The sequence below is a fragment of the Mycetocola sp. CAN_C7 genome (assembly GCF_015752285.1).
Classification (GTDB): domain Bacteria; phylum Actinomycetota; class Actinomycetes; order Actinomycetales; family Microbacteriaceae; genus Mycetocola_A.
In genome coordinates this window covers 93980-116262 of record NZ_JADOUY010000004.1, presented here as the reverse complement: position 1 = coordinate 116262, position 22283 = coordinate 93980, and the positions used below count along the sequence as shown (strand labels likewise).

Annotated in this window: 32 protein-coding genes; all 32 read right to left on the bottom strand. The window is 63.1% G+C overall.

The window, feature by feature from the left end; genetic code table 11:
* Positions 1 to 66: 66 nt before the first annotated feature.
* On the bottom strand, positions 67 to 948 hold the full coding sequence (locus IWX78_RS09925; RefSeq protein ID WP_196833380.1) for an aminodeoxychorismate lyase: 882 nt from the start codon (positions 946 to 948) through the stop codon (positions 67 to 69).
* A 19-nt stretch (positions 949 to 967) separates the two neighbouring features.
* On the bottom strand, positions 968 to 1795 hold the full coding sequence (map, locus tag IWX78_RS09920; RefSeq protein WP_334684676.1) for a type I methionyl aminopeptidase: 828 nt from the start codon (positions 1793 to 1795) through the stop codon (positions 968 to 970).
* Positions 1796 to 1810: 15 nt separating this feature from the next.
* Positions 1811 to 2395 (bottom strand): adenylate kinase, encoded by a 585-nt coding sequence (locus tag IWX78_RS09915; RefSeq protein ID WP_196833379.1) that lies wholly within the window; start codon positions 2393 to 2395, stop codon positions 1811 to 1813.
* The gene (gene secY, locus IWX78_RS09910) at positions 2392 to 3714 is read right to left on the bottom strand and encodes a preprotein translocase subunit SecY (protein ID WP_196833378.1); all 1323 of its coding nucleotides are present in this window, start codon (positions 3712 to 3714) and stop codon (positions 2392 to 2394) included. The genes IWX78_RS09915 and secY overlap by 4 nt, the downstream gene beginning before the upstream one ends.
* A 159-nt stretch (positions 3715 to 3873) precedes the next feature.
* Complete coding sequence (gene rplO / locus IWX78_RS16375) at positions 3874 to 4593, bottom strand: 50S ribosomal protein L15 (RefSeq protein WP_334684675.1); 720 nt, start codon at positions 4591 to 4593, stop codon at positions 3874 to 3876.
* Positions 4593 to 4775, bottom strand: a complete 183-nt coding sequence (gene rpmD, locus IWX78_RS09900) for a 50S ribosomal protein L30 (RefSeq protein ID WP_196833377.1) — start codon at positions 4773 to 4775, stop codon at positions 4593 to 4595. The genes rplO and rpmD overlap by 1 nt, the downstream gene beginning before the upstream one ends.
* Complete coding sequence (rpsE, locus tag IWX78_RS09895) at positions 4775 to 5497, bottom strand: 30S ribosomal protein S5 (protein ID WP_196833376.1); 723 nt, start codon at positions 5495 to 5497, stop codon at positions 4775 to 4777. The genes rpmD and rpsE overlap by 1 nt, the downstream gene beginning before the upstream one ends.
* Positions 5494 to 5853: a 50S ribosomal protein L18 gene (rplR, locus tag IWX78_RS09890; RefSeq protein ID WP_090712305.1), complete on the bottom strand. Its 360-nt coding sequence runs from the start codon at positions 5851 to 5853 to the stop codon at positions 5494 to 5496. Before rplR ends, rpsE begins: the two co-directional genes overlap by 4 nt.
* A 2-nt stretch (positions 5854 to 5855) precedes the next feature.
* Positions 5856 to 6392, bottom strand: a complete 537-nt coding sequence (gene rplF / locus IWX78_RS09885; RefSeq protein WP_196833375.1) for a 50S ribosomal protein L6 — start codon at positions 6390 to 6392, stop codon at positions 5856 to 5858.
* A 7-nt stretch (positions 6393 to 6399) separates the two neighbouring features.
* Positions 6400 to 6798, bottom strand: a complete 399-nt coding sequence (gene rpsH / locus IWX78_RS09880) for a 30S ribosomal protein S8 (protein WP_196833374.1) — start codon at positions 6796 to 6798, stop codon at positions 6400 to 6402.
* A gap of 249 nt (positions 6799 to 7047) precedes the next feature.
* Complete coding sequence (gene rplE, locus IWX78_RS09875; protein WP_196833373.1) at positions 7048 to 7629, bottom strand: 50S ribosomal protein L5; 582 nt, start codon at positions 7627 to 7629, stop codon at positions 7048 to 7050.
* Complete coding sequence (gene rplX, locus IWX78_RS09870) at positions 7629 to 7988, bottom strand: 50S ribosomal protein L24 (RefSeq protein WP_196833372.1); 360 nt, start codon at positions 7986 to 7988, stop codon at positions 7629 to 7631. The genes rplE and rplX overlap by 1 nt, the downstream gene beginning before the upstream one ends.
* 3 nt (positions 7989 to 7991) lie before the next feature.
* A complete protein-coding gene (gene rplN / locus IWX78_RS09865; protein ID WP_090712295.1) occupies positions 7992 to 8360 on the bottom strand; it encodes a 50S ribosomal protein L14 in 369 nt (122 codons plus the stop codon).
* Between the two features lie 33 nt (positions 8361 to 8393).
* A complete protein-coding gene (rpsQ, locus tag IWX78_RS09860) occupies positions 8394 to 8708 on the bottom strand; it encodes a 30S ribosomal protein S17 (RefSeq protein ID WP_196833371.1) in 315 nt (104 codons plus the stop codon).
* The gene (gene rpmC, locus IWX78_RS09855) at positions 8708 to 9031 is read right to left on the bottom strand and encodes a 50S ribosomal protein L29 (RefSeq protein ID WP_196833370.1); all 324 of its coding nucleotides are present in this window, start codon (positions 9029 to 9031) and stop codon (positions 8708 to 8710) included. Before rpmC ends, rpsQ begins: the two co-directional genes overlap by 1 nt.
* A complete protein-coding gene (gene rplP / locus IWX78_RS09850) occupies positions 9031 to 9450 on the bottom strand; it encodes a 50S ribosomal protein L16 (protein ID WP_108391772.1) in 420 nt (139 codons plus the stop codon). Before rplP ends, rpmC begins: the two co-directional genes overlap by 1 nt.
* 2 nt (positions 9451 to 9452) lie before the next feature.
* On the bottom strand, positions 9453 to 10208 hold the full coding sequence (rpsC, locus tag IWX78_RS09845; protein WP_196833369.1) for a 30S ribosomal protein S3: 756 nt from the start codon (positions 10206 to 10208) through the stop codon (positions 9453 to 9455).
* The gene (gene rplV, locus IWX78_RS09840; protein WP_196833368.1) at positions 10208 to 10573 is read right to left on the bottom strand and encodes a 50S ribosomal protein L22; all 366 of its coding nucleotides are present in this window, start codon (positions 10571 to 10573) and stop codon (positions 10208 to 10210) included. Before rplV ends, rpsC begins: the two co-directional genes overlap by 1 nt.
* A gap of 25 nt (positions 10574 to 10598) precedes the next feature.
* Entirely contained in the window at positions 10599 to 10880 is a 282-nt protein-coding gene (gene rpsS / locus IWX78_RS09835) for a 30S ribosomal protein S19 (RefSeq protein WP_196833367.1), read from the bottom strand.
* Positions 10881 to 10892: 12 nt separating this feature from the next.
* Complete coding sequence (gene rplB / locus IWX78_RS09830; protein ID WP_196833366.1) at positions 10893 to 11732, bottom strand: 50S ribosomal protein L2; 840 nt, start codon at positions 11730 to 11732, stop codon at positions 10893 to 10895.
* A 17-nt stretch (positions 11733 to 11749) separates the two neighbouring features.
* A complete protein-coding gene (gene rplW / locus IWX78_RS09825) occupies positions 11750 to 12049 on the bottom strand; it encodes a 50S ribosomal protein L23 (protein WP_196833365.1) in 300 nt (99 codons plus the stop codon).
* Between the two features lie 2 nt (positions 12050 to 12051).
* Positions 12052 to 12750, bottom strand: coding sequence for a 50S ribosomal protein L4 (gene rplD, locus IWX78_RS09820; RefSeq protein ID WP_196833364.1), 699 nt, complete (start codon positions 12748 to 12750; stop codon positions 12052 to 12054).
* Positions 12751 to 12754: 4 nt separating this feature from the next.
* Positions 12755 to 13411 (bottom strand): 50S ribosomal protein L3, encoded by a 657-nt coding sequence (rplC, locus tag IWX78_RS09815; protein ID WP_196833363.1) that lies wholly within the window; start codon positions 13409 to 13411, stop codon positions 12755 to 12757.
* Positions 13412 to 13419: 8 nt separating this feature from the next.
* The gene (rpsJ, locus tag IWX78_RS09810) at positions 13420 to 13728 is read right to left on the bottom strand and encodes a 30S ribosomal protein S10 (RefSeq protein ID WP_005050520.1); all 309 of its coding nucleotides are present in this window, start codon (positions 13726 to 13728) and stop codon (positions 13420 to 13422) included.
* Positions 13729 to 14198: 470 nt separating this feature from the next.
* Positions 14199 to 14411, bottom strand: a complete 213-nt coding sequence (locus IWX78_RS09805; RefSeq protein WP_196833362.1) for an Rv0909 family putative TA system antitoxin — start codon at positions 14409 to 14411, stop codon at positions 14199 to 14201.
* Positions 14412 to 14829: 418 nt separating this feature from the next.
* Complete coding sequence (tuf, locus tag IWX78_RS09800; protein WP_196833361.1) at positions 14830 to 16023, bottom strand: elongation factor Tu; 1194 nt, start codon at positions 16021 to 16023, stop codon at positions 14830 to 14832.
* Between the two features lie 144 nt (positions 16024 to 16167).
* Positions 16168 to 18282, bottom strand: a complete 2115-nt coding sequence (gene fusA / locus IWX78_RS09795; protein ID WP_196833360.1) for an elongation factor G — start codon at positions 18280 to 18282, stop codon at positions 16168 to 16170.
* 89 nt (positions 18283 to 18371) lie between these two features.
* Positions 18372 to 18842, bottom strand: a complete 471-nt coding sequence (gene rpsG, locus IWX78_RS09790; RefSeq protein WP_196833359.1) for a 30S ribosomal protein S7 — start codon at positions 18840 to 18842, stop codon at positions 18372 to 18374.
* Positions 18842 to 19216, bottom strand: a complete 375-nt coding sequence (gene rpsL, locus IWX78_RS09785) for a 30S ribosomal protein S12 (protein WP_196833358.1) — start codon at positions 19214 to 19216, stop codon at positions 18842 to 18844. The genes rpsG and rpsL overlap by 1 nt, the downstream gene beginning before the upstream one ends.
* A 273-nt stretch (positions 19217 to 19489) precedes the next feature.
* Positions 19490 to 20986: a hypothetical protein gene (locus IWX78_RS09780; protein WP_196833357.1), complete on the bottom strand. Its 1497-nt coding sequence runs from the start codon at positions 20984 to 20986 to the stop codon at positions 19490 to 19492.
* A gap of 107 nt (positions 20987 to 21093) precedes the next feature.
* Positions 21094 to 21729, bottom strand: a complete 636-nt coding sequence (locus tag IWX78_RS09775; RefSeq protein ID WP_196833356.1) for a spermidine/putrescine ABC transporter substrate-binding protein — start codon at positions 21727 to 21729, stop codon at positions 21094 to 21096.
* Positions 21730 to 21748: 19 nt separating this feature from the next.
* A complete protein-coding gene (locus tag IWX78_RS09770; protein WP_196833355.1) occupies positions 21749 to 22279 on the bottom strand; it encodes a hypothetical protein in 531 nt (176 codons plus the stop codon).
* Between the last annotated feature and the right edge of the window lie 4 nt (positions 22280 to 22283).

Below are 22283 nucleotides of genomic sequence, written 5' to 3'. Positions count from 1 at the left end.
CGTGTCGGACAAATCTCCTGAATGTGGAGGGGGCTCCTGAATGTGGAGACGGGCAACGGACGGGACTCAGGCCAGCAGGGCCGCGTTCATCCGGGCCGTGAGGTCGAGGTCGGTGGCGACAGCAGTGCCGTCGACCGCCGTGACCGGAGCAGCGAGCCTGACGCTGGAGACGAGCCAGACGGCATCCGACCGCAGCAACTCCGACGCCTCGACCGTGCGGTACTCGCACGCGAATCCCTCCGACGCGAGAAAGTCGAACAGGTCGGCCTGCGTCGTACCGGCGAGGATGCCGTGCTGGATCGCCGGTGTGACGATCGTGTTGCCCTGCCGGACCAGCAACGACGAGGTCGGGCCCTCGAGTGCGAAGCCATCCGTCGACGTGAACACGGCATCGTCTGCTCCCCGCCGTCGAGCTTCACGGAGCGCAGCCATGTTGAGCGCATACGACAGGGTCTTGGCCCCGACGAGCAGCCACGGAGAGGACTCCCCCACGTCGTTGACGTACCCACGGCTGAGAGTCACCACTCGGATGCCTGTGGTGCGCTCCGGCACGCGATCGGGCACCGTCGTTCCGGTGAGCCAGCAGGTCGGCGGGCCTGACGGGTCGGTTCCGCGGGTGAGAACGAGCCGGATCGACGCCTGTCCGTCCGCGGGCAGCGCCTCGAGGATCGCAGCGATTCCCGCTCGCCACTGACCGAGGTGCGGCATCGGAAGGTCGAGTTTGACAGCGGATGCCGCCAACCGGTCGAGATGCGCCTCGACTCCCCTGGCACGGCCGTCGTTCGCTCCGAGTGTTTCGAAGATCCCGTCACCGCGCCCAGCCCCGGCATCGAAAGCGGAGAGGATCGGTTCCTCGGGCGGAACGAATGTCAGCGAGGCCGCGAGCTCGACGTCGTCCGGCTGGGCGTCTGCGGCGATCGGGTCGAGGAGCAGCACGAGCGAGGTCATGGACTTGACCCTACTGCGCTCAGGCCGGACGCGTAGGAGTGACGCCGAATGGCGCAAGGCCGCTGGCGCCGCCGTCTTCAGCGGTCAGCACCCAGATTCCGTCCCGGTGCACGGCGACGCTGTGTTCCCAGTGTGCAGCGGCAAGCCCGTCATCGGTGGCGACGGTCCAGTCGTCGTCCTTGATGTGGGTGTCGATGCTGCCGAGCACGACCATCGGTTCGATCGCGACGACGAGCCCCGGCTTCACTTCCGGGCCCTTCTGCCGCACCCGGTAGTTGAACACGGGTGGTGCCTCATGCATGGATCGACCGATCCCGTGCCCGACGTAATCGGTGAGGATGCCAAAGCTCCCCCGGTTCTCGATGTAGCCCTGGACGGCGTCGCCGACCTCGTTGAGGTGGGAAGCAGACGCCAGCCGGGCGATACCGGCCCAGAGCGAACCCTCGGTGACATCCGAAAGCCGCTGCCGCTCAGCGACGAGCTCGGGCCTGGTCGGATCCGGCAGCACGACAGTGAAAGCGGCGTCCCCGTTCCAGCCACCGAGTACGGCTCCACTGTCGATCGAGACGATGTCGCCTGGTTCGAGAACCCGGTGATTCGGGATGCCGTGTACGACATCCTCGTTGACCGATGCGCAGACGGTGTGTGAGTAGCCGGGTTCGAGTTTGAAATTCGGTGCACCGCCGAGCGCGAGAATCGCTGCCTCGGCGGCCGCGTCGACCGCAGCGGTCGTCGACCCGACGCGCAGGGCGGCACGGGCCGCGACGAGGGATGCCGCCGTTGCCAGCCCTGGCTCCACCATGAGGCGGATCTGGGCAGGCGTCTTGTAGATCGATTTGCGAAGCATGTCGAACCCGACGGGTCAGAAGGCGATGCCGTGGTCGACGAGAGCGGCACGCACGCGTGCGCTGACCTCATCGACGGCTCCGAGCCCGTCGACCTCGACGACGATGCCGCGGTCCTTGTACGCGGCGATCACCGGCTCGGTCTGCTCGTGGTAGACGTCCTGGCGGTGGCGAATGATCGCTTCCGTGTCATCAGCACGCCCCTGTTCGGCTGCGCGCTTCAGCAGCCGTGTCACGACCTCGTCCGGGTCGGCCACGAGCTGAACGACTGCGCCGAGCTCCGAACCGGTCTCTGCGAGGATCCGGTCGAGTTCTGCGACCTGCTCTGCAGTGCGCGGATAGCCGTCAAGCAGGAAGCCGTCAAGGGCATCCGGCTGGTGCAGACGATCCTGCACGATGGCGTTTGTCAGCGAGTCGGGGACGTAGCCGCCGGATGAGACGATCTCCTGGACCTTGAGACCGAGCTCGGTGCCGTCCTTGATGTTGGCACGGAAGATGTCTCCGGTGGAGATGGCGGGGATGCCCAGGGCGTTCGCGAGCACGGCAGCCTGTGTTCCCTTGCCTGCCCCCGGCGGGCCGACGATGAGCAACCGCGCGCTCAACGAAGCAGTCCTTCGTAGTGCCGCTGCTGAAGCTGTGCGTCGATCTGCTTCACGGTCTCGAGTCCGACACCCACGATGATGAGGATGCTGGCGCCGCCGAACGGGAAGTTCTGGTTGGCACCGACGAGAGACAGGGCGACGAGAGGGATGAGAGCGACGAAGCCGAGGTACAGCGCACCGGCGAGCGTGACGCGGGTGAGCACGTAGTCGAGGTACTCGGCGGTCGGACGACCGGCACGGATGCCGGGGATGAAGCCGCCGTACCGCTTCATGTTGTCTGCGACCTCTTCAGGGTTGAACGTGATCGCCACGTAGAAGTAGGTGAAGCCGACGACGAGCAGGAAGTACATCGCCATGTAGAGCGGGTGATCACCCGTGGTGAGGTAGTTCGTGATCCAGGTGACCCAGGCTGCTGGCTCCTGACCGGCGGCCGGTGCGTTGAACTGCGCGACGAGCGCGGGCAGGTACAACAGCGATGAGGCGAAGATGACCGGGATGACTCCGGCCATGTTGACCTTGATGGGGATGTAGGTGTTGTTTCCGCCGTAAGTGCGGCGGCCGACCATACGTTTGGCGTACTGCACGGGAACGCGACGCTGCGACTGTTCGACGAACACCACGAGCATCATGATGACGAGGCCGACGGCGATGACCAGAAGGAAGGTCTCGAATCCGCGCGACTGGGCGATGGCGCCGAGGGATCCGGGGAACGTGGCGGCGATCGAGGTGAAGATGAGGAGCGACATCCCGTTGCCGATACCGCGCTCGGTGATCATCTCACCGAACCACATGATGAGGCCGGTTCCTGCGGTCATCGTGATGACCATGAGCAAAACGGCGTACCAGGTGTCGTTGGTGAGCAGCTGGCTGCACTCCGCGCTGGTGTTGGTGCCGAACAGGGCACCGCTCCGCGCGACGGTGATGAGCGTCGTCGACTGCAGGATGCCGAGGAAGATCGTCAGGTAGCGGGTGTACTGCGTGAGCGTGCTCTGCCCGGACTGGCCCTCCTTGTGGAGAGTTTCGAAGTGCGGGATGACCACGCGGAGCAACTGCACGATGATCGACGCGGTGATGTACGGCATGATGCCGAGAGCGAAGATCGACAGCTGGAGCAGCGCGCCACCTGAGAACAGGTTGACGAGGTCGTAAAGGCCCGATGTTCCCTGGTTCTGCGCGAGGCAGGCCTGAACGTTGCCGAAGTCGACGAACGGTGCAGGCACGAACGACCCGAGTCGGTACAGGGCCATGATGCCCAGTGTGAACCCGATCTTCCGGCGAAGGTCTGGTGTGCGGAAGATCCGCGCAACGGCGCTAAACAAAAAAGGCCTCCTGATGTCGAACCGAAGAATTCGGCTCTTGGTGCCGGTCAATGGTCCCGTATCGAACAGGCCCGGCAATCGAATCTACTCGATTACCGGGCCTGTCGAACAATCGGTGACCTGCTCGCTTGCGCGAGGGGCAGTCCGGCGACTGTGGAATTACTTGACAGAACCGCCGGCTGCGACGATCTTCTGCTCGGCCGACCCGGAGACCTTGTCTACCGAGATGTTCAGCTTCACGTCGATGTCGCCGTTGCCGAGGACCTTGACCTTCTCGTTCTTGCGAACGGCACCCTTGGCCACGAGGTCGGAGACGGTGACGTCGCCACCCTTCGGGTAGAGCTCGGCCAGCTTCTCGAGGTTGACGACCTGGTACTCGACGCGGAACGGGTTCTTGAACCCGCGCAGCTTCGGTGTACGCATGTGCAGCGGAAGCTGTCCACCCTGGAAACCGGGGCGAACGGTGTAACGAGCCTTCGTACCCTTGGTACCGCGGCCTGCCGTCTTACCCTTCGAGCCTTCACCACGACCGACACGCTGGCGTGCCTTCTTGGAACCTTCGGCTGGGCGGAGGTGGTGGACCTTCAGCACCTGGGCGCGAGGGGTCACCTCCTCGTCCTTCTTGGCCGGAGTCTTCTTCGCAGGAGCCTTCTTTGCCGGTGCCTTGGCAGCAGGTGCCTTGGCAGCGGGAGCGTCAGCAGCTGCGGAGTCAGCCTGTGCGGCCTTGGCCGGGGCCTTCTTCGCAGGTGCCTTCTTTGCAGGAGCCTTGTCGGCTGCCGCCTTGGCGGGCGCCTTCGTGTCGGCCGACTTCGCAGCGGCCTTCTTCGCGGGAGCCTTCTTGGCGGTCTCCTCGGTGACGTCCTTCTTGTCGATCGCCATTAGTCGATCTCCTCAACCTTTACGAGGTGAGCAACAGTGTTGACGTAGCCACGGTTCTGCTTGTTGTCCTCACGGATAACAACATCTCCGATGCGCTTCAGTCCCAGGCTGCGCAACGTGTCGCGCTGGTTCTGCTTCTCACTAATTTTGGACTTGGTCTGCGTGACCTTCAGCTGAGCCATCAGGCACCTACCTTTGCGGAGGCCGCAGCCTTCGCGGCGGCCTGTGCCTCGACCTGCAGCAGCTTGGCAGGAGCGATCTCGTCGTACTCCTTGCCACGGCGTGCGGCGACGGCGCGGGGCTCTTCGAGCATCTTCAGCGCCGTGACGGTGGCGTGAACGATGTTGATCGTGTTCGACGAACCGAGCGACTTGCTCAGGACGTCGTGGATGCCGGCGCACTCGAGAACGGCGCGGACGGGACCACCGGCGATAACACCGGTACCCGCAGCGGCCGGACGCAGGAGGACGACTCCGGCGGCAGCCTCACCCTGGACGGGGTGCGGGATGGTCGAGCCGACACGGGGAACGCGGAAGAAGTTCTTCTTCGCTTCCTCGACACCCTTCGAGATCGCGAGGGGAACCTCACGTGCCTTGCCGTATCCGACACCGACGAGTCCGTTGCCGTCTCCGACGACGACGAGTGCGGTGAAGCTGAAGCGACGACCACCCTTGACGACCTTGGACACACGGTTGATGGTGACGACGCGCTCAAGGAACTGGCTCTTGTCAGCATCGCGGCTGTTGCGCTCGCGACCCTGGTTGCGATCGCCACGTCCTCCGCGGCTGCCACGGTCGCCACGAGCGTCAACGCGCCCGGAGCTCTCGGTTCCAGCTGCGGTCTCGACCGGCTTTTCGACTGGCTGGTCCGCGGTAGCGGCCTCAACCTTGCTTGTTTCACTCACAGGTTCAACCCACCCTCTCGAGCACCTTCGGCGATGGCCGCGACGCGACCCGCGTAACGGTTACCACCACGGTCAAAAACGACTTCTTCGATGCCGGCGCTCTTCGCGCGTTCTGCAACGAGCTCGCCGACCTTCCTGGCTTTGGCGGTCTTGTCTCCGTCAAAGGTACGGAGGTCAGCTTCGAGGGTGGATGCCGACGCGAGGGTGAAACCCTTGCTGTCGTCAACGACCTGGACGAATACGTGACGAGCCGAACGGGTCACGACGAGACGCGGGCGAGCCGCTGTTCCATCGATCTTCTTACGGAGGCGCGCGTGACGACGGTCACGGGCAGCCGACTTGGACTTTACGGCCATGGTTACTTACCAGCCTTTCCGGCCTTGCGGCGAACGATCTCGCCGGCGTAACGCACACCCTTGCCCTTGTAGGGCTCAGGCTTGCGAATCTTACGGATGTTGGCAGCAGCCTCGCCGACGGCCTGCTTGTCGATCCCGGACACCGTGAGCTTGTTGTTGCCCTCGACGGTGAGCGTGATGCCGGCAGGCGGGTCGATCAGGACCGGGTGGGAGAAGCCCAGTGCGAACTCGACTGAGCTGCCCTTCTGAGCGACGCGGTAACCGGTACCGACGACCTCCAGGCCCTTGGTGTAACCCTGGGTCACACCGATGATCTGGTTGCTGATGAGCGTGCGGGTGAGCCCGTGCAGTGAGCGCGACTCGCGCTCGTCATCGGGGCGAGTCACGAGAACCTGGCCATCTGCGACAGTGACCTCGATGGGGCTGGCGACGTTCAGCGTCAGCTCACCCTTCGGGCCCTTGACCGAGACGACAGATGCGTCGACCGCTACGGTGACCCCTGCAGGGATCTCAATGGGAAGTCTTCCAATACGCGACATGTTATGGCTACCACACGTAGGCGAGGACTTCCCCACCTACGCCCTTCTTCTCGGCCTGGCGGTCAGTGAGCAGACCGGAGGAGGTGGACAGGATGGCGACGCCGAGGCCACCGAGAACCTTGGGAATCTCGGTCGACTTCGCGTAAACGCGCAGTCCTGGCTTCGAAACACGCTTGATGCCCACGATGGAGCGTTCACGGTTCGGGCCGAATTTGAGGTTGAGGGTCAGGGTCTGGCCGACGCGGGCGTCTGCAACTTCCCAACCGGAGATGTAGCCCTCAGAAGTGAGGATGTCGGCGATGTGCGACTTGAGCTTCGAGTGCGGCATCGACACGGTTTCGTGGTGTGCCGAGTTCGCGTTGCGCAGTCTGGTCAGCATGTCTGCGACCGGATCTGTCATTGTCATATGATTTTTCCTTCGTTCACCAGGTTTCGTTCACCCGTTACACGAATGACGACCTGTGGTGGTTAGGGGTGAAACGGATGCTCCGCCCCCCTGATCTCGACGCCGCAGTGCGCCAGCCACCCGATTTCACAGAGAAATCGGCTGACCGGCGCCCTGGGCGATCAAGTTCTTCAGTTGTGCTGCGGCACGCGGGCCGATTGCAAGCAACCGACCTAATATACCGTTACTTTCCTGAGTCTGTTGCTTCGACTACTTTTCGGTCGACTGGAACGGGAACCCGAGCGCCTTGAGCAGCGCGCGACCCTGATCGTTGGTCTTCGCGGTCGTGACGACCGTGATGTCCATTCCGCGAACGCGGTCGATCTTGTCCTGGTCGATCTCGTGGAACATCGACTGCTCGGTCAGACCGAACGTGTAGTTGCCTGTGCCGTCGAACTGCTTCGGGCTCAGGCCACGGAAGTCGCGGATACGCGGAAGCGCGAGGCTCAGCAGGCGGTCGAGGAATTCCCACATGCGGTCGCCACGCAGCGTGACGTGGGCGCCGATCGGCTGGCCCTCACGCAGCTTGAACTGGGCGATCGACTTGCGGGCCTTCGTGACCTGCGGCTTCTGGCCCGTGATCTTGACGAGGTCGGCAACGGCGCCGTCGATGATCTTGCCATCGCGCGCTGCTTCACCGACACCCATGTTCACGACGATCTTGGTGAGCGTCGGGATCTCGTGCACGTTGCTGAGGCCGAGTTCCTTGAGCAGCTGCTCCTGGATCTCTGCCTTGTACTTCTCCTTGAGGCGGGGCTGGATTTTGCCAGACTCCACTGACGCGATGGTCATCAAAGGTCCTTACCTGACTTCTTGGCGTAGCGAACACGGACCGTCTTGGTGACGCCGTTCTTCACTACCTGCTCGTTGCGGTGGCCGACACGGGTCGGCTTCTTGGTCTCGGGATCGACGAGTGCCACGTTGGAGATGTGGATCGGAGCCTCGTGGGTTTCGATGCCACCAGTCTTCGTTCCACGCTGGCTCTGTCCCTGACGGACGTGCTTGGTGACGTAGTTGACACCCTCGACGATGACGCGGTTCTTCTCCACGAGCACCTCGATGACACGACCCTGCTTGCCGCGTGAACCGCCGCGAGCCTGGGTCGGGCCTGAGATGACCTGGACGAGGTCGCCCTTTTTGATCTTCGCCATGACTTAAATAACCTCCGGTGCCAGCGACACGATCTTCATGAACTTCTTGTCGCGAAGTTCACGACCGACCGGTCCGAAGATGCGGGTACCACGGGGGTCGCCGTCGTTCTTCAGAATGACCGCTGCGTTCTCATCGAACTTGATGTAGGAGCCGTCCGGACGACGAACTTCCTTCTTGGTGCGAACGATGACCGCCTTGACGACGTCACCCTTCTTGACGTTCCCACCGGGGATCGCATCCTTGACGGTGGCGACGATCGTGTCGCCGAGGCTGGCGTAACGCCGACCGGATCCACCGAGAACGCGGATGGTGAGGAGCTCCTTGGCGCCGGTGTTGTCGGCGACCTTTACTCGGGATTCCTGCTGAAGCATTTCTTACTCCTTCTGACAAGCAAGCCGCGAGGCTTACTTGGCCTTCTCGAGGATCTCGACCAGGCGCCAGCGCTTCGTGGCGCTGAGCGGACGGGTCTCGCTGATCAGAACGAGGTCACCGATGCCGGCGCCGTTGAGCTCGTCGTGCACCTTCCTCTTGGAGGTGCGGCGGATGACCTTGCCGTAAAGCGGGTGCTTCACTCGGTCTTCGACCTCGACGGTGATGGTTTTATCCATGCGGTCGCTGATGACATAGCCACGTGCGGTCTTGCGGTAGCCACGAACAACGGCCTCGGCCTCTACTGCGGCGACCTCGGGTGCTGCGCCCTTAGCGTCAGACTTAGCCATTACTTGGCCTCCTCAGTCTCGGTGTCGGACGCTGCCTCAGCGGCGGCGTCCTTCTTCTTGGTTTTCTTCGCAGCCTTGGCCGGCACCACCTCGGCGACGGGCGTTGCCCGAATGCCGAGCTCGCGCTCACGAATGATCGTGTAGATGCGAGAGATGTCGCGCTTCACGGCACGCAGGCGGCCGTGGGTCTCGAGCTGGCCGGTCGCGGCCTGGAAGCGCAGGTTGAACAGCTCTTCCTTGGCCTTGCGCAGTTCGTCGACAAGACGTTCGTCTTCAAATGTGTCGAGCTCAACGGGGGTGAGCTCCTTGGAACCGATCGCCATTATGCGTCGCCCTCCTCGCGCTTGATGATGCGTGCCTTGAGAGGCAACTTGTGGATTGCACGGGTGAGTGCCTCGCGGGCCAGCGTCTCGGGGACGCCGGCGACCTCGAAGAGCACACGGCCGGGCTTGACGTTCGCGACCCACCACTCGGGCGAACCCTTACCGGAACCCATGCGGGTCTCAGCAGGCTTCTTGGTGAGCGGACGGTCGGGGTAGATGTTGATCCACACCTTTCCACCACGCTTGATGTGACGCGTCATCGCGATACGAGCGGACTCGATCTGACGGTTGGTCACGTAGGCGGGTGTGAGGGCCTGGATGCCGTACTCGCCGAAGCTGACAACGGTTCCACCGGTGGCCTGGCCAGTGCGGTGGGGACGGTGCTGCTTGCGGTGCTTGACACGACGTGGAATAAGCATGATTAGGCCGTTGCCCCTTCTGCGACCGGAGCCTCGGCGCGCGGTGCGCGACGCGGACGGTCACTGCGCTCCGGACGGCTCGACTTGGCGTTCGCCTGCTCGCGAGCGAGCTCCTTGTTGGTGATGTCGCCCTTGTAGATCCAGACCTTCACGCCGATGCGACCGAAGGTGGTCTTCGCCTCGTAGAAGCCGTAGTCGATGTTCGCGCGGAGCGTGTGCAGAGGCACGCGACCTTCGCGGTAGAACTCGGAACGGCTCATCTCGGCGCCGCCGAGGCGGCCGGAGACCTGGATGCGGACACCCTTGACGGTCGAGGTGCGCTGGGCGCCCTGCAGACCCTTACGCATCGCGCGGCGGAAAGCCACACGTGCGGAGAGCTGCTCGGCGATTCCCTGTGCGACCAGCTGGGCGTCAGCCTCGGGGTTCTTGACCTCGAGAATGTTCAGCTGGATCTGCTTGCCTGTGAGCTTTTCGAGGTCGGTGCGGATGCGCTCGGCCTCGGCGCCACGGCGACCGATCACGATGCCCGGACGGGCGGTGTGGATGTCGACGCGAACGCGGTCACGGGTCCGCTCGATCTCGATACGGGAAACTCCCGCACGATCGAGCGACGTGCCCAGCAGACGACGGATCTTGACGTCTTCGGCGACAAAGTCGCTGTAACGCTGACCAGGCTTGGTGCTGTCGGAAAACCAGCGCGACACGTGGTCGGTGGTGATTCCGAGGCGGAAGCCGTATGGATTAACTTTCTGACCCATTACTTCGTACCCTCCTCAGGAGTGGCGAGCACAACAGTGATGTGGCTGGTGCGCTTGAGAATCTGGAATGCGCGGCCCTGGGCACGCGGCTGGAAACGCTTGAGGGTTGCACCCTCGTCGACGTATGCCTTGGCGATGTACAGGTCCTGCTCGTCCAGGAACTGGTTGTCTTTGTCTGCCTTGACGCGAGCGTTCGCGATGGCAGAAGCAACCAGCTTGTAGACGGGCTCTGACGCACCCTGAGGTGCGAACTTCAGAATGGCCAGGGCCTCGGCGGCCTGCTTTCCGCGGATCATGTTGACGACGCGGCGGGCCTTCATGGGGGTGACGCGGATGTGACGCACTCGTGCGACTGACTCCACCATTTCTCTCCTCCTTTTCGTCACCGCCTTAGCGGCGACGACCCTTCTTGTCATCCTTCACGTGTCCACGGAAGGTGCGGGTGGGTGCAAACTCGCCGAGCTTGTGCCCGACCATCGACTCGGTGACGAACACCGGGATGTGCTTGCGACCGTCGTGCACCGCAATGGTGTGTCCCAGCATGGACGGGACGATCATCGAGCGGCGCGACCAGGTCTTGATCACGTTCTTGCTATTGGACTCGTTCGCACGAACCACCTTGCGGAGCAGGTGGTCATCAACGAAGGGGCCCTTCTTCAGACTGCGTGGCATCTTCTACAACTCCTACTTACGCTTCTTGGTGGCGGTACGGCGACGAACGATGAGCTTGTCGCTTTCCTTGTTCGGGTGGCGGGTGCGGCCTTCTTTCTGACCCCACGGGCTGACCGGGTGACGTCCACCCGAGGTCTTACCCTCACCACCACCGTGTGGGTGGTCGACCGGGTTCATGGCGACACCGCGGACGGTCGGGCGAACGCCCTTCCAGCGCTTGCGGCCGGCCTTTCCCCAGTTGATGTTCGACTGCTCGGCGTTGCCGACCTCGCCGATCGTGGCGCGGCAGCGCGAGTCGACGTTGCGGATTTCACCAGACGGCAGACGAAGCTGCGCGTAGATGCCGTCCTTGGCGACGAGACGAACCGAAGCTCCAGCTGAGCGAGCCATCTTGGCGCCTCCACCCGGACGCAATTCGATTGCGTGGATGACGGTACCGGTGGGGATGTTCTTCAGCGGCAGGTTGTTGCCCGGCTTGATGTCGGCGCCGGCACCTGACTCGACAACGTCGCCCTGTGCGAGCTTGTTGGGAGCGAGGATGTAGCGCTTGGTGCCGTCAACGAAGTGCAGCAGCGCGATGCGCGCCGTGCGGTTGGGGTCGTACTCGATGTGAGCGACACGGGCGTTGACACCGTCTTTGTCGTTACGACGGAAGTCGATAACGCGGTACTGGCGCTTGTGGCCACCACCGATGTGACGGGTCGTGATGCGGCCCTGGTTGTTGCGACCACCGGTCTTTGAGAGCGGACGCAGAAGCGACTTCTCAGGGGTCGAGCGCGTGATTTCAGCGAAATCGGCGACGCTCGATCCACGGCGACCTGGGGTCGTGGGCTTGTACTTACGAATAGCCATAGTTTTTCCTTACGCTCCTAGCCGACAGCCGTGAAGATGTCGATGGAACCGGATTTGAGCGTCACGATGGCGCGCTTGGTGTCCTTGCGCTTGCCGATGCCGAACTTGGTACGACGGGTCTTGCCGGTGCGGTTCAGGGTGTTGACCGAGGCGACCTCGACCTTGAAGATCTTCTCGATAGCGAGCTTGATCTCGGTCTTGTTCGCACGGGGGTCGACGACGAAGGTGTACTTGCCCTCGTCGATCAAGCCGTAGCTCTTCTCCGAAACGACCGGCGAGATGATGATGTCGCGCGGGTCCTTGTTGATGTTGGACATGACTAGGCCTCCTCAGTGACGTCAGCGGACGAAGCAACAGCCGTGACCGACTTACCCCTGGCCGGACCTGCGACGAAAGCGTCGAAGGCAGCCTTGGTGAAGACGATGTCGTCTGCCACGAGCACGTCGTAGGCGTTCAGCTGGTCATGGTTGATGACGTGAACGGTTGGGATGTTGCGAACAGCCTTGTAGCTCTCGACGTCGGCCCGCTCGAGAACGATCAGGACGTGCGGAGAGGTGGCAATGGTCGCCAGGTAGTCGACGGCAGCCTTGGTGATGCGCTCTTCAGCGATCACGAGGGTCTCGACCACATGGATCCGCTCGCCGCGGGCCCGGTCGGAGAGTGCACCGCGCAGAGCTGCAGCGATCATCTTCTTGGGGGTGCGCTGCGAGTAGTCACGCGGCTGCGGTCCGTGGACGATGCCACCACCGGTCATCTGAGGAGCACGGATCGATCCCTGACGGGCGCGACCGGTTCCCTTCTGCTTGAACGGCTTGCGGCCTGCACCGGAAACTTCTCCACGACGCTTGGTCTTGTGGGTTCCCTGGCGTGCTGCGGCGAGCTGAGCAACAACGACCTGGTGGATCAGCGGAACGTTGGTCTGAACGTCGAACAACTCGGCGGGCAGCTCGACGGTGCCGGACTTCTTGCCCTTCGTGTCGAGAACGTCGAGCGTTGCGGTGCTAGTTGCGTTAGGCATCTAACTACGCTCCCTTCACTGCGTTACGGACGAAAACGATGCGGCCACGAGCGCCGGGAACGGCACCCTTGACGAGCAGCAGGCCCTTTTCGGCGTCAACCGAGTGGACGTGCAGGTTGAGCACGGTGACGCGCTCTCCACCCATGCGACCGGCCATGCGCATGCCCTTGAAGACACGGCTCGGGGTCGACGAAGCACCGATGGATCCGGGCTTGCGGTGGTTGCGGTGGGCACCGTGAGATGCGGAGACACCCTTGAAGTTGTGACGCTTCATCACACCGGCGAAACCCTTACCCTTGCTGGTTCCGACGACGTCGACCTTCTGGCCGGCTTCGAACGTTCCATCAACGGTGAGTTCCTGGCCGGCGGCGTAGTCGCCGGCGTCAGCGGTGCGAACTTCGGTGACGTGGCGGCGAGGAGTCACGCCTGCCTTGTCGAAGTGTCCGGCGTCCGGCTTGTTCACCTTGCGCGGGTCGATCTGGCCATAGGCGATCTGAACCGCGTTGTAGCCGTCGACCTCGGGCGTGCGAATCTGCGTCACGACGTTCGGGGTGATTTCGATGACGGTCACGGGTACGAGCTTGTTGTTCTCGTCCCAGACCTGGGTCATGCCCAGCTTCGTGCCGAGCAGACCTTTGCTGGTCTTGTTCTCGATAGACATGCGTTCCCTTAGAGCTTGATCTCGATGTTGACGTCCGCCGGCAGGTCGAGTCGCATGAGCGAGTCGACGGCCTTGGGCGTCGGGTCAATGATGTCGATCAGACGCTTGTGGGTGCGCATCTCGAAGTGCTCCCGGCTGTCCTTGTACTTGTGGGGAGAACGGATGACACACACCACGTTCTTCTCCGTCGGAAGCGGCACTGGACCGACAACCGTGGCACCCGCGCGGGTTACCGTGTCGACGATCTTGCGCGCCGAGGTGTCAATGACCTCGTGATCATATGACTTAAGTCGAATGCGGATCTTCTGTCCCGCCATGTTTGACTCACTCTCTGTCTTGCGTCTTACGAATCTCTTCGCATTGGACGCGCTTCTTAGCGTTGAGGACAACGCTGGGCACTACTTGCTGTCGCACCACTGTTTTACTGTCAAGTCTTGTCGCAGCCCCCGTGACGCATCCCGCACGCGCAGAAATACCCTGCGATTGCGGCTCACGCCAGTTGTTGGGGATTGTCGACCAAGTCGATGTTCTGCTACCCGCGGCCTAGGTTTGCTTGCTCGGTTTCGAACGTGACCTATGCACTGCCTGGCAGTGATTTCTGCGCAGCACTCAAGCGCGCAGAAAATGTTGAACTAGATGAGTCTGACAGATCCGTGCCCATTGTGCAACCCGGGCGTGTCGCGCTGGAGCCCTGGGTCGCCCTGCTCGGCAGCGGCCCGCGATTCCCCGGTAAAACAGGGAGTCCGGCTCGCAGGCCGGGACTCACTGTTCGAGGTCTGCGATGCGTCTACTTCTCTGTCCCGACAGCCTTGTCCGCCGCGTCCTTCGCACCGGCGATCTGCTCGTCGAATCTTCCGCCGGTCATGCGGCTGGCGGCATCCGCAACCGAGTCGAGCAGCTTGTCACTGGCATCCTCGGCCTGCTGGCTGTCGAGCGCATCCTTGACCTTGTTGTCGGCGAGAAACTCCTGCGCCTTCTTCGTGATGTCGTCCAGTGCCATGCTGCATCCTCCGTCTTCTGCCGCGAATCGCGGTGTCGCCATTCTGGCGGAGACGACCGGCGAGTTCCAGATCGGAACGGGAACCGGCCAGCCGGCGGCCCCTGAGGGGGTGGGGCCGCCGGTGGTCGTGACCGAGGGGGTGTTGTCACGGCTGAGTCCAGACTGCCAGACATGAGGATCTATCACATCCAAAACGCGGGACTTCTCCGCCCCCAGTTCGGGTGTCGCCCGTTTTCTCCGCGTCGCCCTGGGCAAACACCGCGGGCGATGAGTCGCACGATGATCAGGAGATGTCCTTAGCTGTCGCGCTGTCCGTGTGCCGAGCCGTACTCGTGCGCAGCAGGCTCGGGCCTCTCAGCGCACGAAAAAGGGCCCGGCCTCTCGGCCGGACCCTTTTCGCGGATCTATCGGTTCAGAATTACTTGAGAACCTTCGTGACGGTACCGGCACCGACGGTGCGGCCACCCTCACGAATTGCAAAGCCGAGGCCCTCTTCCATGGCGATGGCCTGGATCAGCTCAACGGTCATTTCGGTGGTGTCACCAGGCATGACCATCTCGGTGCCCTCAGGCAGCGTGATGACGCCGGTGACGTCCGTTGTGCGGAAGTAGAACTGCGGGCGGTAGTTCGCGTAGAACGGGTTGTGACGGCCACCCTCATCCTTGGACAGGATGTAGGCGTTCCCCTGGAAGTTGGTGTGAGGGGTCACAGAACCCGGCTTGACGACGACCTGGCCGCGCTCAACGTCTTCACGCTTGGTGCCGCGAAGCAGGAGACCACAGTTCTCGCCGGCCCACGCCTCGTCGAGCTGCTTGTGGAACATCTCGATACCCGTGACGATGGTCTTCTGCGTCGGGCGGATGCCGACGATCTCGACCTCGGAGTTGATCTTGAGAGTTCCGCGCTCGGCGCGGCCGGTGACGACTGTTCCACGACCGGTGATCGTGAAGACGTCCTCGATCGGCATGAGGAACGCCTTGTCCTTGTCGCGAACGGGGTCCGGGATGAAGTCATCGACGGCCTGCATAAGCTCGAGGATGCTGTTGACCCACTTCTCGTCGCCTTCAAGAGCCTTGAGGCCCGAGACCTGAACGACGGGGGCGTTGTCGCCATCGAAGTTCTGGCTGGAGAGAAGTTCGCGAACCTCGAGCTCGACGAGCTCCAGGATCTCTTCGTCGTCGACCATGTCGGACTTGTTCAGCGCGACCAGGATCGAAGGAACGCCGATCTGGCGGGCGAGCAGAACGTGCTCGCGGGTCTGGGCCATCGGACCGTCAGTGGCGGCAACCACGAGGATGGCGCCGTCCATCTGGGCCGCACCGGTGATCATGTTCTTGATGTAGTCGGCGTGGCCGGGTGCATCGACGTGAGCGTAGTGACGCTTCGGCGTCTCGTACTCGACGTGGGAGATGTTGATCGTGATACCGCGCTGGCGCTCCTCAGGAGCCGAGTCGATCGACGCGAAGTCGCGCTGAACGTTCGTTGCCGACGGGTACTTGTCAGCAAGCACCTTGGAGATGGCAGCGGTAAGGGTGGTCTTGCCGTGGTCGACGTGACCGATCGTACCGATGTTTACGTGCGGCTTGGTCCGCTCGAACTTGGCCTTAGCCACTATGGTCCTCCTCAGGACTGATGTAGCGAAGCCGGGCACTGGTTTGCGACCGGATTTACTACGGGGATTTGTGTGTTTATGTTACTAGGTTGCGGCTGGGGAATGCACAAGAGCACTCTCGCGCACTCCCCCGCCGCAGGGCGATTACTCGCCCTTGCTCTTCTGGATGATCTCCTCGGCGACTGCCTTGGGGACCTCCGCGTAGCTCTCGAATGTCATCGAGTACACGGCGCGACCAGAGGTCTTGCTTCTCAGGTCACCGATGTAGCCGAACATTTCGGAGAGCGGGACCTTGGCGGCGATCACCTTGACACCGGACGCGTCCTCCATTGACTGGATCTGGCCACGGCGGGAGTTGATGTCACCGATCACGTCACCCATGTACTCCTCGGGGGTGCGCACCTCGACGGCCATGAGCGGTTCGAGAAGAACCGGGTCAGCCTTGCGTGCGGCCTCCTTGAAGCCCATCGAGCCTGCGATCTTGAACGCCATTTCAGACGAGTCGACATCGTGGGCAGCTCCGTCGAGCAGAATCGCCTTCACACCGACGAGCGGGTAACCGGCGAGGATTCCGACCTGGAGTGCGTCCTGGAATCCGGCATCGATGGAGGGGATGTATTCGCGGGGGATACGCCCACCGGTGACCTTGTTGTCGAACTCGTAGGTCTTCTCGGCGGTGATCTCGAGCGGCTCGAGGCCGAACTGGATCTTTGCGAACTGTCCAGATCCACCCGTCTGCTTCTTGTGGGTGTAGTCGTGCTTCGGGACGGCACGGCGAATCGTCTCGCGGTAGGCGACCTGGGGCTTGCCCACGTTCGCCTCGACCTTGAATTCACGCTTCATTCGGTCGACGAGGATATCGAGGTGGAGCTCGCCCATACCGTGAATCACGGTCTGGCCGGTCTCCTGGTTCTGCTCGACGCGGAACGTCGGGTCCTCTTCGGCAAGCTTCTGGATGGCTGTTCCCAGCTTCTCCTGGTCCTGCTTCGTCTTCGGTTCGATCGCGACCGAGATGACCGGCTCAGGGAAGGTCATCGACTCGAGCACGACCTGCGCGTTCGGGTCACAGAGGGTGTCACCGGTTGTGGTGTCCTTGAGGCCGATGACCGCGTAGATGTGACCAGCGGTCACGAAGTCGACGGGGTTCTCCTTGTTGGCGTGCATCTGGAAGATCTTGCCGATGCGCTCCTTCTTGCCCTTGGTCGAGTTGATGACCTGGGCACCGGAGTCGAGACGACCCGAGTACACGCGAATGTACGTGAGGCGACCGAAGAACGGGTGAACCGCAACCTTGAAGGCGAGAGCCGCGAACGGCTCAGCAGCGTCCGGGTGACGGAGGATGATCTTCTCTTCGTCGCGCGGGTCGCGTGCCTCGGTTGCCGGCACGTCGAGCGGGTTCGGCAGGTAGTCGATGACAGCGTCGAGCATCGGCTGGACACCGCGGTTCTTGAATGCTGAACCACAGAGGACCGGGTAGATCTCGCTGTTGACGGTGAGCTTGCGGATCGCAGCCTTGATCTCGGCGACGGTCAGCTCTTCGCCACCGAAGTACTTCTCGAGCAGTGCGTCGTCGGTTTCGGCGACGGTCTCGAGGAGGAGCTTGCGGTACTCGGCAGCCTTCTCGGCGAGGTCGGCAGGGATCTCTTCGATGGCGTACTTGGCGCCCATCTCGACGTCACCCTTGCTGTCTCCACGCCAGGTCAGCGCGCGCATCTCGACGAGGTCGACGACCCCTTCGAACTCGCTCTCAGCGCCGATGGGCAGCTGGATCACGAGCGGCTTGGCGCCGAGGCGCTTGATGATGGTGTCGACGGTGAAGTAGAAGTCAGCGCCGAGCTTGTCCATCTTGTTGACGAAGCAGATGCGCGGAACGTCGTACTTGTCGGCCTGGCGCCAGACGGTCTCGGACTGGGGCTCAACGCCCTCCTTGCCGTCGAACACCGCGACCGCGCCGTCGAGGACGCGGAGCGAACGCTCCACCTCAACGGTGAAGTCGACGTGGCCGGGGGTGTCGATGATGTTGATCTGGTTGTCGCCCCAGAAACACGTGGTGGCAGCAGAGGTGATCGTGATGCCACGCTCCTGCTCCTGCTCCATCCAGTCCATCGTGGAGGCACCGTCGTGGGTCTCACCGATCTTGTGGTTGACACCGGTGTAGAACAGGATGCGCTCTGTGGTGGTTGTCTTACCGGCATCGATGTGGGCCATGATGCCGATGTTGCGGACCTTGTTCAGGTCGGTGAGCACGTCAAGTGCCACTGGGTTCCTCCAGGAAGTTGAATGTGAAAAGGCCGAACAGGCTGAACGGATGCCTCAGCGATCGAAACCGCCGAGGCATCCGATCGCTGCTACCAGCGGTAGTGAGCGAAGGCCTTGTTCGACTCGGCCATCTTGTGGGTGTCTTCGCGGCGCTTGACCGCGGCACCGAGGCCGTTTGATGCGTCGAGGATCTCATTGGTGAGACGCTCGGTCATGGTCTTCTCGCGGCGACCCTTGGCGTAGCTGGTGAGCCAGCGGAGTGCGAGGGTGTTTGCGCGGTGAGGCTTGACCTCGACGGGCACCTGGTAGGTGGAGCCACCGACCCGGCGTGAGCGGACCTCGAGGGTCGGACGGACGTTGTCGAGCGCCTTCTTCAGCGTGACGACGGCGTCCTGGCCGTTCTTGGTTGAAACGCCTTCGAGTGCGTTGTAGACGATGCGCTCGGCGAGGCCCTTCTTGCCGTCGACAAGGATCTTGTTGACGAGCTGGCTGACGATCGGTGCGCCGTAGACGGGGTCTGCGACGACGGGGCGCTTTGGTGCTGGTCCCTTACGAGGCATTACTTCTTCTCCATCTTTGCGCCGTAGCGGCTGCGAGCCTGCTTGCGGTTCTTCACGGCCTGCGTGTCGAGTGCGCCACGGATGATCTTGTAACGGACACCAGGAAGGTCCTTCACTCGTCCACCACGGACGAGGACCATCGAGTGCTCCTGAAGGTTGTGACCTTCACCGGGAATGTACGCGGTGACCTCGGTCCCGTTGGAGAGCTTCACACGAGCGACCTTGCGCATCGCCGAGTTCGGCTTCTTCGGTGTGGTCGTGTACACACGGGTGCACACGCCACGCTGCTGGGGGTTGGCCTTCAGGGCGGGAGCCTTGGTCTTGGTGACCTTCGGCGAGCGACCCTTACGGACCAACTGCTGAATAGTTGGCACTACTTCTCCTTGTTTTTGCTGCACGGTGACAGCTGCAATGTTTGCTAGCATTCGCGCGAGGCGAGTTCATTTGGACCCACCGGCACTGCAGAAAAGCGGTGCTTGATGTGGTGGGTATGCCGTGGGGGACGACGCAGGTGCAATCCGTCCCTGGTGGTGTGAAATCCATCCAGCTCCAGGCCGTACCGTTTCGGGCACGACGTTGCAGCGCGACAAAGCGCACACCTCAAGAATAATAGCCTGTCGGGGTGTGGCGGTCAAATGACCGCCAACTCACTCGGACGGGACGAAGGTCGCACCGTCGTCAGTGAACCCCTCGATCACTCCGCCCACCTCGAACGAGAACGGGTCGGTGAAAATCTGGCCGGTCCCACCGGTCGACGGGTCCTTGGCGTCTGCTGTGGCCTTCGCCTCCCCCTCGGTGTCGGTGACGATCGCCCACGTGCCATCGGAGTACTCGCCGATGGTGAAGGTGGGCTTGGTCACGGTCCAGACGAGGTTCGAGATCTCGTAGTTGCGGGAGTTCGACGCCGAGAACGGGCATCCGGGCGGTACGAGTTCTGTCGAGGCGATGCAGGCATCCAACCACGCGTCGACGGCATCCGTCGCTGCCTGGGTTCCCTCATCGGTCAGGGCGATGACGAGCGGCTCGACCTCGGCTGCATCCTCGCCGAATCCGAGAACGGATGCCGTGGTCGGCTCGGCGTCGTACCAGGCGGCCTCTCCCCCGAGCGCAACGGCGTAGGTGCCGGGCAGGGCTCGGAGTTCGATTGTTCCTTCACTGCGTGCGGACGACGCATCGACGCCACCGACCTCGATGACGGCGTCGTCTGGAGCGGTCACCGGGACGGCTACCGCGCCGAGGTCGGGGGCTTCCAGCGCCCATTTGTCGAAGAGAACCATGTCGGTGCCGGCTTTGGTCAGCGTGAAGTCCTGGTCGTACTTCTCGCCACCCTGCGTGATGCTCGCCGTGACGGTCGCTGAGTCGCCGTCGACCGTCGAATCGCTGATGGTGTAGCGGGTGATGAGGTCTTCCGCGTTCGCATAGGCCTCATCGGTGAGCAGGAGGTCCGTCTCTTCGACCTTTGTGCCGGCGAGCTTCAACGCAGACTCCGCCTTGCCGCTCTTCAGGGCATCGAGGTAGGCCTGGACCTGGAGCTCGGGGGCGTGCGCCGCGCTTCCGATGTTGAAGCCGACGATCCCACCAACGATCAGGAGCACGAGTACGACGGCAGCAGCGATCCAGCCCGCAGGGCTCCGCTTCTTCTTCCGCGGCGCGACGGGTGGCTGACCGCCGAAGGGCGGGTAGACCTCGGTCGGCGCGTGAGGTCCGCCAGGCAATGACGGGGGAACGTTGCCTGCCGGGGCGTGCGGGTAGGCGGCGGTGGGCTGGGCCGACGTGGGATCGGACGCTCCCTGTCGTTCGCTGTACGGGTTCTGAGGTACCTGGCCGTACGGGTTCGGTTGAGCAGGAGCCTGACCGTACGGGTTCGGTTCGGCAGGGGCCTGACCGTACGGGTTCGGTTCGGCAGGGGCCTGACCGTGCGGGTTCGGTTCGGCAGGGGCCTGAGCGTGCGGGTCCTGCTGCGGCCGGCCCTGCGTGTACGGGTTCTGTGCGGGCTGACCCTGAGCGTATGGGTTCTGCGGCGGCTGGCCCTGCACGGATGGGTCCTGCGGTGGCTGACCCTGGGTGTACGGGTTCGGCGGGGTCGGCTGCGGTTCGCCCCACGGCCCGCCCGGTCGCTGTGTTCCGTCGTTGTCGTTCGTCATCGCATCCCCCGGAGAAAATTTGCACGCACGGATGTTCCCGGCGTTGCGAGAAGCCTACCGATCAGCGGAGTGCTGTCACAGGGGCAGTACTCCCCATGACGCCGAACTCACCACGACGGAGGTGAATCCAGCTCGAGGGTCAGGTCGGCCAGAAGAGCCTCCACCTGCGGCTCGACGTACAGTGCCACGGCCTCCTGGATTCGCTCGCGGTGCGCCTCGATGGCGATACAGACGAGCTTCCCTGCGTGGATGGCACATTCGTCCGCGAGCCTGATCTCGGTGCGGAGTGCGGCCTTCTCTTCCTCGCTCAACGGAACAGGGAGATCATCGTCAGACGGTTCTTCTCCCGCGAGTCCGGCAAGGGTGAACAGGTACGGCTCTCCCGGAATCGGATCCGGGTCGACCGGCAACCCGTCGAACTCGGGGTCGAGTCCGTGATCCGGGCGGTACTGGCGCTCCTTGCGCACGTCCGCCTCGTGGAGCTCACGTTGCAGGAGTGGAAGGTTCCGTTGGGTGTAGTCGTCGACGATGTCGTCGACGATCGCCTTGACCCGGGTCGACAGCCCGTGTTGCACGGCATGGGGCACGTCATGGTCGAGCCCGACGGCGGCCATGATGGGCGAACCGAAGCACCGGCGGCACAGTCTGGTCCGACCGCGGTGAGTGGACGGGCGCCAGCGCGGCAGCCAGCGCAGCCACGCGTCAACTGCCTGACTCACTCGCGTGTCGAGCGACCGGTCCATGACTCCGAGAGTACCCGCCTTACCGCTCCCACGGCCATAACGGACGCGCCGGATGTTCGCCACCGGTCGCCAGAACGATCATGTAGATCACGGCGACCGCGGCAGCCAGGATGCCGGCAACGAGGGCGTAGCCCGAGAGGGTGGAGTCGGCTGCGAAAAGCACCGCGGAGAACAGCTCCCCTGTTGTGACGGCGTAGAGGATCGCCCCGACCAGGACGTATGCGGCAAAACTGACCGCACCGATCAGGACCGACCGGCCGAGCGGGAGGCGGACCGGATGTTCCACCGCCCCGGCGACCGCTGCACGCAGGTCATGTTCGTACTGCCGGGCTATGCCGATGAGAAAGAACAGCACGGTGAGCACGGCCGAGCCGGTGGCGGCCGGTCCGACCAGCGGGCCGGCATCCGACGCGTCGACGACGTCAGTGTCGGTCAGCAGGCTGACGAAACCGAAGGCGCAGACGACGAGAGCGAAGTAGAGGACGACGGCGAAGAGAACGAGCATGTACGGGTACGAGGCCGACCGTCCCGACCCTTCGGGCGCTGACATGGGG